The 8,493-nt window shown below is 38.1% G+C and carries 7 protein-coding genes; 5 read left to right on the top strand and 2 right to left on the bottom strand.

All coding sequences use genetic code 11. The features are described 5' to 3' along the window. The first annotated feature begins 360 nt into the window (after positions 1-360). Together IQ236_RS27015 and IQ236_RS27010 are read left to right on the top strand one after the other, a co-directional pair. Entirely contained in the window at positions 361-2,274 is a 1,914-nt protein-coding gene (locus IQ236_RS27015; protein ID WP_193872248.1) for a tetratricopeptide repeat protein, read from the top strand. Positions 2,275-2,313: 39 nt separating this feature from the next. After that, complete coding sequence (locus IQ236_RS27010) at positions 2,314-3,909, top strand: tetratricopeptide repeat protein (RefSeq protein ID WP_193872246.1); 1,596 nt, start codon at positions 2,314-2,316, stop codon at positions 3,907-3,909. Here the strand turns inward: IQ236_RS27010 and IQ236_RS27005 are convergent. Continuing rightward, entirely contained in the window at positions 3,884-4,657 is a 774-nt protein-coding gene (locus IQ236_RS27005; RefSeq protein WP_193872244.1) for a 16S rRNA (uracil(1498)-N(3))-methyltransferase, read from the bottom strand. The two genes, IQ236_RS27010 and IQ236_RS27005, sit on opposite strands and share 26 nt — an antisense overlap. Positions 4,658-4,722: 65 nt before the next feature. Beyond that, on the bottom strand, positions 4,723-6,717 hold the full coding sequence (sir, locus tag IQ236_RS27000) for a sulfite reductase, ferredoxin dependent (RefSeq protein ID WP_193872242.1): 1,995 nt from the start codon (positions 6,715-6,717) through the stop codon (positions 4,723-4,725). Between the two features lie 220 nt (positions 6,718-6,937). On the opposite strand from sir, the gene IQ236_RS26995 reads away from it, so the two are divergent. From IQ236_RS26995 to IQ236_RS26985, 3 genes are all read left to right on the top strand, one after another. Continuing rightward, entirely contained in the window at positions 6,938-7,195 is a 258-nt protein-coding gene (locus tag IQ236_RS26995) for a chlororespiratory reduction protein 7 (protein ID WP_193872239.1), read from the top strand. Between the two features lie 245 nt (positions 7,196-7,440). Beyond that, positions 7,441-7,734, top strand: coding sequence for a hypothetical protein (locus IQ236_RS26990; protein ID WP_193872238.1), 294 nt, complete (start codon positions 7,441-7,443; stop codon positions 7,732-7,734). 267 nt (positions 7,735-8,001) lie between these two features. Continuing rightward, positions 8,002-8,493: leucine-rich repeat domain-containing protein (locus IQ236_RS26985; protein WP_228041889.1), on the top strand; the 492-nt coding region annotated here is incomplete at its 3' end.

Below are 8,493 nucleotides of genomic sequence, written 5' to 3'. Positions count from 1 at the left end.
AGTGTTGAACCGCTCCGACCGTCCCAAGCGGTGGCGAAGCGATCTCACCTACCCCATCCTGCCGGAAGCACATCGCTTTTCTACTCTGCTGTTTAGAGGCGATCGCACTCTGTCGAACTCACGTTAAATGGATTGTATATACAATCCTAATTAGGGCTGATTATTAATCCTAAAAAATGGACACAAATCAGTAGGGGCGAGGCGCGCCTCGCCCCAGGAGATGAATTGGATTTTAAGTCATTTATACAACTGATTTAGACTTGTTATAGTGATTGAAATAGCCTACTCCTGAACCTTAAGGGGGAACTATTTTTCCCTTTATTTCCTATTTTCTATTCCCTATTCCCTATTCCCTGTATTATGTCTGAATTTCCTATTTCTGTTGATTTATATGTGGCTTCTAGTGAAGAAATTGTTGAGAATTTAATACCTTTTTTTGCTCGGCTTGATGATGATAAAGTTCAGAAAGCGATCGCTCATTTCTTTGTTAAATTTCAGCAAAAACCGGGATTAGGTGCGGTTATTTATCAGAAATTAGCTGCTTACTATTACCAACAAAATCAAGTCGATTTAGCAATTAATTTGTATTATTATTCTATTCAATTAAATCCTAAATTTGAACTCGCTTATTATGAGCTTGGAAATATTTTTGCTCAACTTCAACAATGGGAAAAGGCTATAAATACTTATAATAAAATTTTAGAATTTAAACCCAATGCAGGTCATATTGATGAAAGAATTGCAGAGGTTTATTATCAACAAGAAAACTGGGAACAAGCTCGATTTTATTATCAAAAAGCCGTTAAATCTCAGCCGAATCTTTGGCTTTCATTTTATAAACTCGGTGAAATTTATTTTCGTCAGCAAGATTGGTTAGAAGCGATCGCCACTTACCAAGTTTCAATTTACCACAAATCAGACTTTCCTTGGTCATATTTCCGTTTAGGGGAATGTTTCGCAGGAGTAGAAAATTGGCAAGCATCAGCCCAAATTTATGAAAAAGCAATTGAATTATTACCAGATTTTTATTGGGGTTATCAAGCATTAGGTCAAGTTTATTTAAAATTAGAAGCTTGGGAAAAAGCGGTTAATCTGTACCAGCGTGCTAGTCAGTTAGAATCAGATTATTATTGCTGTTATAAAGATTTAGCTTATGCTTATCTGAGGTTAGGAGAATGGGAAAAAGCGTTAAAAAATTATCAGAAAGCAGTTGAACTGAAAATAGAACTCTCTCCCCAAGATCAACAATGGAAAGATATTTTAAGCCAACTCAAAAATCAGCCTATTGAATTCAGCAATACTATTGATTATCCTAAAAGTATTAAAGTATTTCTTCCCTTTCCCATTAGTTCAGTGTTATTTAGTCCTGGTAGTTATTCAGTTATTGAACAATTTCACAAAAATCATATTGAATTTACCCGTAACCCAGAACAAGCAGATTTAATTATTTCTGAACATTTGAAAGTTTTAGAACTTTTTACCTATAAATATAAAGATCATAAAAAATATCTTTTATATACAGAAGAACCTCGAACTGACATGAATTTTTCTCCAATAATTTCTCTGGATGAAATAGATATACCTATTATGAATATCTATACTCAGGATGTTTTTATCAATAACTATACTTGTTGTATTTGGCATAAAAGAGTAGACGCTGTTAATCAATCTTTATCCTTATTAAAAGATAGTCATTTTAATCGTAAAAAAAATAAAAAAGTTGTAACATTAACGACGAAAAAAAAGAATTATAGCTTATTTAGAGACGGAAATAATATGGATTTGAATGAGTTACGCTGTGAAATTGCCTTAATAGGGTATTATTTAGGAAAAGTTGATATCTATGGTCAAGGTTGGGAGAAAGGTGTGTCTTTAGAAGATTCCAGGGAGGGAGATTGGACAATCAGAAAATTGGAAATTTTACAAGATTATCATTTTAATCTGTGTTTTGAGAATACCATTGCTCCCTATTATTGTACAGAGAAAATTTGGGATGGGATTATTGCAGGGTGTTTACCGATTTATTATGGAGGAGAACATTCAACGATTTATGAAGACTTCCCACCGAATAGCTTTATTGATTATTGTCAGTTTAACAGTCCCATAGAACTCTTTAACTATATTGATCAGATGGAATGGTCAGAATATCAGCACAGGATGAATTTATGTATTAACACGTTTAACAAAATGGCTAAAATTATGAAAGAAAATCAATATTTTATCCCAAACCGCACAGATTGTTTAATTAAAAGAATGATCGCGATGTTTGCTTAAAAAATTCTTAAAACCTATCAACAGTAAGGGGAACAATTTATGGATAATCATTCTATGCTAGAAACTTATATTAATCTAGGTCAACAATATTATCAACAGAAAAATTGGCAAGAAGCTCTTGTCAATTATCAAAAAGCGATTGAAATTCAACCGAACACCCCTTTGATTCATTATCAAATTGGAGAGATTTATTGGAATTTGCAAGACTGGGAAAATGCGATCGCCGCTTTTCAACAGGAAATAACCCTTAATGCTAATTTTCCTGGGTCATATTTTTTTATGGCAAATAGTTTGATGCAATTAAGATTATGGAAACCTGCGATTGATGCTTATTTAAAAGCTTTACAATTACAACCGGATTTTGTCTGGAGTTACTATGGTTTGGGTTATGCTTATTTCCAAGATCATCAATGGGAAAATGCGATCGCAAATTATTTAAAAACAATTGAATTAAAGCCAGATTTAATTGATAGTTATCAAAACTTAGGTTATTCTTGCATTAAATTGGGTCGCTGGAATCAAGCTTTAGAATATTATAACCAATTATTAACCTTTGAAGGAGCAGTTCTTTTTCCTCCCCATAACTATTTGCGAGAAATGTTAATCCAAGGGAAAACAGTTCAACTCTTAGATAACCCTAAACGTCCAGACTCAAAAATCATTAAAATTTTCCAAGCTGACCCCGGTTTATATAGTATGATTAATCAGCAATCTTCTGGTTATCAAAAACAAGTCTTTTCTGGTCTTAAAGATCAAGGAATTGAGGTGACACAAGATCTTCGAGAAGCAGATATTATTATTTCTCAATATTTTGTGGTTTTAGAAAGTTTTGCTCGTCAATATGGTCAGATCAAAAAATACCTTTTATATACGGAAGAACCTCGGTTTGATCTAAACTTTGAGAATAAAGTTAATGTAGAGGGTGTAGATATCCATATTATGAATATTTACACGGGGGATGTATTTTTAAATAATTATAGTTTATGTATTTGGCGGAGTAATGTGTTTAGTCAACCCTTAAACCCAATAATTGAGGATGATTTTTGGCGACCGCAAGACAAAAAAATTGTGGCGTTGATGTCAAAACATCCGGTTGCTGGCTTTACGACTTTAGTTCGGGATGGAAATAGTATTGATTTGTATGAAATCCGAAATCACATTGCTTTAGAAGGTCATCGTTTAGGGAAAGTGGATATTTATGGAAAAGGTTGGGAAGCGGGAGTAACCATCGAAGACTCTAGGGATGGAGACTGGACAAATCGCAAGTTTGAAATTCTCCAAGATTATCATTTTAATCTGTGTTTTGAAAATACGATAGCTTCCCATTATTGTACTGAAAAAATTTGGGATGCGATTATTGGAGGTTGTTTACCGATTTATTACGGTGGACAAAATTCAACAATTTATGAGGATTTTCCCCAAAATAGTTTTTTAGACTATTGTGAGTTTAATCATCCTCAAGAGTTATTCCAATATATTGAAAAAATGACATTTTCGGAATATCGAGAACGGTTGAATTTGTGTATTGAGACGTTTAATCAAGTCGGGAAAACTTTAAAAAACAATAATTTTTATATTCCGAAACGGACGGATAATTTAGCGAGAAAAATTAGAAGTATTGTTTTTGTTCTATAATACCCATAATCTGAGATACTGCTACAATCGGTGCTGTAACGGCTCTTAAGATGCGTTTTCCTAACGAGACGGGTTGAAATCCCATACTAATCGCTGCTTGAATTTCCTCCTCCGTCCAACCCCCTTCTGGCCCCGTTGCAATCATGATTTTATCGGGTATTTTCTCAGCTATAATTGATATTAATTCTAACATAAAAGGTTGATAATTTCCTCGACTTTCACAAATATATTGAACAGAAAATTGAGTGTTACTTATCAAGGTTGATAGAGTTAATAATCCTTGTGGAAACAAAACCGGATCACAAATTTTGGGAATAATTTGACGTTCCGATTGTTCTGCGGCTTCTGTGGCAATTCTGCGCCACCGTTCTACCTTTTGAGGGCTAGGTTTTAAGATTGTTCTTTTACTAATAACTGGGATAAATTGTGTTACGCCTAATTCCGTACAACAGCGCACAATTTCCTCAAATCCATCTCCTTTCGGTAAGGCTATAATTAATATAATTTCAACAGGTAATTCGGTTTGTATGGAGACAGTTTCGATTAATTTAGCTTGGGGAGAAACAGAAGGTAAATTAACCATTAATTCTGCTATCCACCATTGACCTTGACCTTCAATAATAATAAAGCGATCGCCCTGTTTCAACCGTAACACTCGACCCAAATAATGCTGTTGTTCAGCCGTTAAAATTAAGTGTTCGTCTTGAATTTGTTCAGGAGCGATCGCAATGCGTTGAAGTTGAACCATTGGTAATAAAGGATTAAAGAACTCGGTTAGTTACTCTAACCTAAAATCCTCCCCGTTCAACCTAACTACTGGACTTTCAGTTTTTCTAAATATTCTTCAATTGCTTGAGTGGCTAACTCAACCACGGGTTTCCCTAGTCGTTTAGATTCAGCTTTTAACTGATTATAAATAGAATCTCGAACACTAACCCGATGCCGGATTTTGCTCGTATCTAGGGGAGTATCAGAATCGCTAATCTCTGGTAGGGTCTGGCTACCCGTAAAAACGGGTGCTTCTTGAGTTTCAATGTTCATTGAGGCCGTCGTTGAGTAAGAGGTTATAAACTTGCGAAGCGCATCAAAGCCGACACGATAGCAAAAATCCCCAAAACTCTCTTCGGGTTTCCGATCCTGTTTAAAATAAACTAAGATCGGAGTCAGAAAAGTTTCGAGATCGTGAATCGATAAGCGATCCACAAAAGCTTCAGCCAATCGTGTCTGATTCGGAGAACCCCCTAACCAAATTTGATAGGTATTAGGAGCACTCCCAACAAAGCCTAACTCCGCCATATAGGGTCGAGCACAACCATTAGGGCATCCCGTCATCCGAATGACAAAATGCTCTTGTTGTAAACCTACACTGTCCAACAATACCCGAATCCGTCCCAATAGACTAGGGATGACCCGTTCTGATTCGGTCATGGCCAATCCGCAGGTCGGTAATGCCGGGCACGCCATCGAATAGCGTTCTAGGGGATCAATTTCCGTTTCGGTTTTAATCCCGTGTTCTTGAAGCAGAGTTTGAATCTTGGGTTGAACCTCTGGGGAAATTTCATACAGAATCACGTTTTGGCTGGCCGTGACTAACATCGGCACTTGAAACTGTTCAACAATTTGGCGTAAAACCGTTTTCAGGCGGAAATTTCCTTCATCTTTAATCCGACCATTATCAACAGAAATTCCCAGAAATAATTTACCATCTCCTTGTTCGTGCCATCCTAAAAAATCCTGATAATTCCAAGCGGGTAACGGTTTAAAGGGTTTAAAGGATTTTCCGAAATATTCTTCGGCTTTTTCACGGAATTGATCCACACCCCAATCATGAATTAAATATTTCATTCTGGCGTGACGTCGATTGGTGCGATCGCCATAATCCCGTTGAGTAGCAACAATGGCTTTTACCGCATCATAAATATCCTCTTTATCCACATAGCCAATTTCATCAGCAATGCGAGCAAAGGTTTCTTCTTTATTATGAGTCCGTCCTAAGCCACCCCCGACTAAAATATTAAATCCTTCTAACTCTCCAGCCGCATTTGTAATCACCACTAAACCCAAATCTTGAGTATAGATATCCAGGGAATTATCCCCTGGAACTGTCACCGCACATTTAAACTTGCGGGGCATATAATAAGTGCCATAAATGGGTTCTGGGGAGTCCGTATAATTCGTACCATTTGTATTGCGAAGACGAGCCACTTTTACCTCTGGATCTTCTTCTGCGCTAATAAATTTTTCCCCATCTAACCAGATTTCATAATAAGCTCCTGTTTGGGGAGTCAACAGATCAGCAATATGATGGGCATAAGTACGGGCATATTCATAATCAGGGCGATTTTTATAAGGAGCCGGAGGAGCTAAGACATTGCGGTTAATATCTCCACAAGCGCCTAAAGTTGACCCCATACTATTAATAATAGAAGCCAAAACTGTTTTAAGATTTTTCTTTAAAACTCCGTGTAATTGGAACCCTTGACGAGTGGTAGCCCGAATGGTTTGGTTGCCATATTCATCGGATAAGCGATCCAGCGTTAAATACAATTCAGGTGGAATAAAGCCCCCAGGACTGCGGGTTCGCAGCATCATTCCATAGTCTCTTTCCTGTCCTTTAACCCGATTATCTCGGTTATCTTGTTGATAAGAGCCATGAAACTTGAGAATTTGAATTGCATCTTCGGAGAAGTAATTCAAATCATTGAACAGTTCTGTGGCGAGGGGTTCGCGCAAGAAATTGCTGCGTTCTTTAAGCCCTTCTACTTTCGAGGGTTTATTAACCTTGGGAGGTGTTGCGGATAGAGTCATGAGCGTGTGATACCTTTTTCAATAAAAAACCTTTACGGGTTCAACGGTTTGGCTGTGATCAACCCCAGTTCAACCCGATTGTTTTCAATCCCCTGTAATTCGGTCGGAATTATCGGTATTAAATTTGATCGTAACATGGGGGTAGTCACAATTGTCCCGTATCGTGACCCCCTCCGTCCTAAGTCAGAATGATTATTTAACAGTTCACCAATAACCAACAATGCCAGACGCGCTAATGTACGATGAGGAGACCTTTGTGGTCTTAGAAACCCATCAACCCGAACAGTTTATGACGGTTGCAGAACTCCTGGAAAAGCTCAAATCCGTTTTATCAGAATGTCAAGACAATTTACCCCAGGATTTACAACGCTTTACCACCATTGAAGAACAAGCCAAGCATCTGCTTGATACAAGCTGTGACCTAGATGTGGGTGCGGGTCAATATCTCCAATGGTATGCGGTGCGGTTAGAAAAGTAACCGTTACTCCCGGACGCTGACCAAAAAAATGGGATACAAGCCTCGCCCTTCTAGGGCGACTTTAGAAACTTAAAACTATTGGAATGTGCGATCGCGCAAGAAAATTAGCCCCAGGGTAATCGCCTCAGAATCCAAAATAGCCTGTACAAACCATCAGGGCTAAAGTGTAAATAGATTTTGACCCTAACGCCACTATTCACAGCGATTAGATTGGGAAATAACAACGGCTATATAGGAGAAGTGCAATGCAACCCATGCGACAAGGTGACGTTCTTTTAATTCCCCGCACAATACATCAAGGTACTAAGAAAGACCATCTGGTGCTTGCCCTGGGTGAAGCCACCGGACACAAACACCAAATTTCAAACGGACAAGCAGAACTCTATGAACGGGATGGGACGCTGTATCTGCGTGTCTTGTCTGAGTTTGCTACCCTCAGCCACGAAGAACATCATGCGCTGCAAATTCCCCAGGGGGATTGGGTCGTGCGGATTCAACGGGAGTATGAACCCAGCAGATGGCGTCCTGTTGCTGATTAATCTATTGTCCTAGACTCAACAGATCATCGTGGGACGGGTGGCGAGTGCTGCAACGAGTGATGCAGCCTGCATTTTCATGTCTGGCACGTTCCTCTTGATGTCACTTCTGCCCGTGAAGCCATTTGCTGGGCAAACTGGGATGTTGACCCGGAAGCTTTTGCAGTAGAAACCTAAAAATTGCTGATTTGGCAATCATCCCACAACTTCCTTTTGGTGGGTTTGATGGCGATCGCTCTCCTAAACAAATTTGAACAACTGGATAATCTCATGAAACTAGATTTATCGCTATATTTAGCGAACGGAAGGCTTAAAGAACCTCTATCTGACTTTTTTCAACAGCATACATACCTGGAAAAACTTAATTTAAACAGTAATTCTCTGACAGCACTACCACCGGAAATTGGTCAGTTGCAAAGTCTACAAACACTTAATTTAAACAGTAATTCTCTGACAGAACTACCACCGGAAATTGGTCAGTTGCAAAGTCTACAAACACTTCATTTAAAGGATAATTCTCTGACAGAACTACCACCAGAAATTGGTCAGTTGCAAAGTCTACAAAGACTTTATTTAAGGGATAATTCTCTGACAGAACTACCACCGGAAATTGGTCAGTTGCACAGTCTACAAAGACTTTATTTAAGGGATAATTCTCTGACAGAACTACCACCGGAAATTGGTCAGTTGCACAGTCTACAAACACTTGATTTAAGGGATAATTCTCTGACAGAACTACCACCGGAAATTGGTCAGTTGCAC

The sequence above is a fragment of the Planktothrix mougeotii LEGE 06226 genome, from assembly GCF_015207485.1.
Classification (GTDB): domain Bacteria; phylum Cyanobacteriota; class Cyanobacteriia; order Cyanobacteriales; family Microcoleaceae; genus Planktothrix.
The sequence above is the reverse complement of the archived record's forward strand: the minus strand, read 5'-3'. Positions and strand labels throughout refer to the sequence as shown.

Coding starts and splice junctions, on each gene's coding strand:
- IQ236_RS27015 (WP_193872248.1), top strand. CDS start 361: ATGTCTGAATTTCCTATTTCTGTTGATTTATATGTGGCTTCTAGTGAA.
- IQ236_RS27010 (WP_193872246.1), top strand. CDS start 2,314: ATGGATAATCATTCTATGCTAGAAACTTATATTAATCTAGGTCAACAA.
- IQ236_RS27005 (WP_193872244.1), bottom strand. CDS start 4,657: ATGGTTCAACTTCAACGCATTGCGATCGCTCCTGAACAAATTCAAGAC.
- sir (WP_193872242.1), bottom strand. CDS start 6,717: ATGACTCTATCCGCAACACCTCCCAAGGTTAATAAACCCTCGAAAGTA.
- IQ236_RS26995 (WP_193872239.1), top strand. CDS start 6,938: ATGCCAGACGCGCTAATGTACGATGAGGAGACCTTTGTGGTCTTAGAA.
- IQ236_RS26990 (WP_193872238.1), top strand. CDS start 7,441: ATGCAACCCATGCGACAAGGTGACGTTCTTTTAATTCCCCGCACAATA.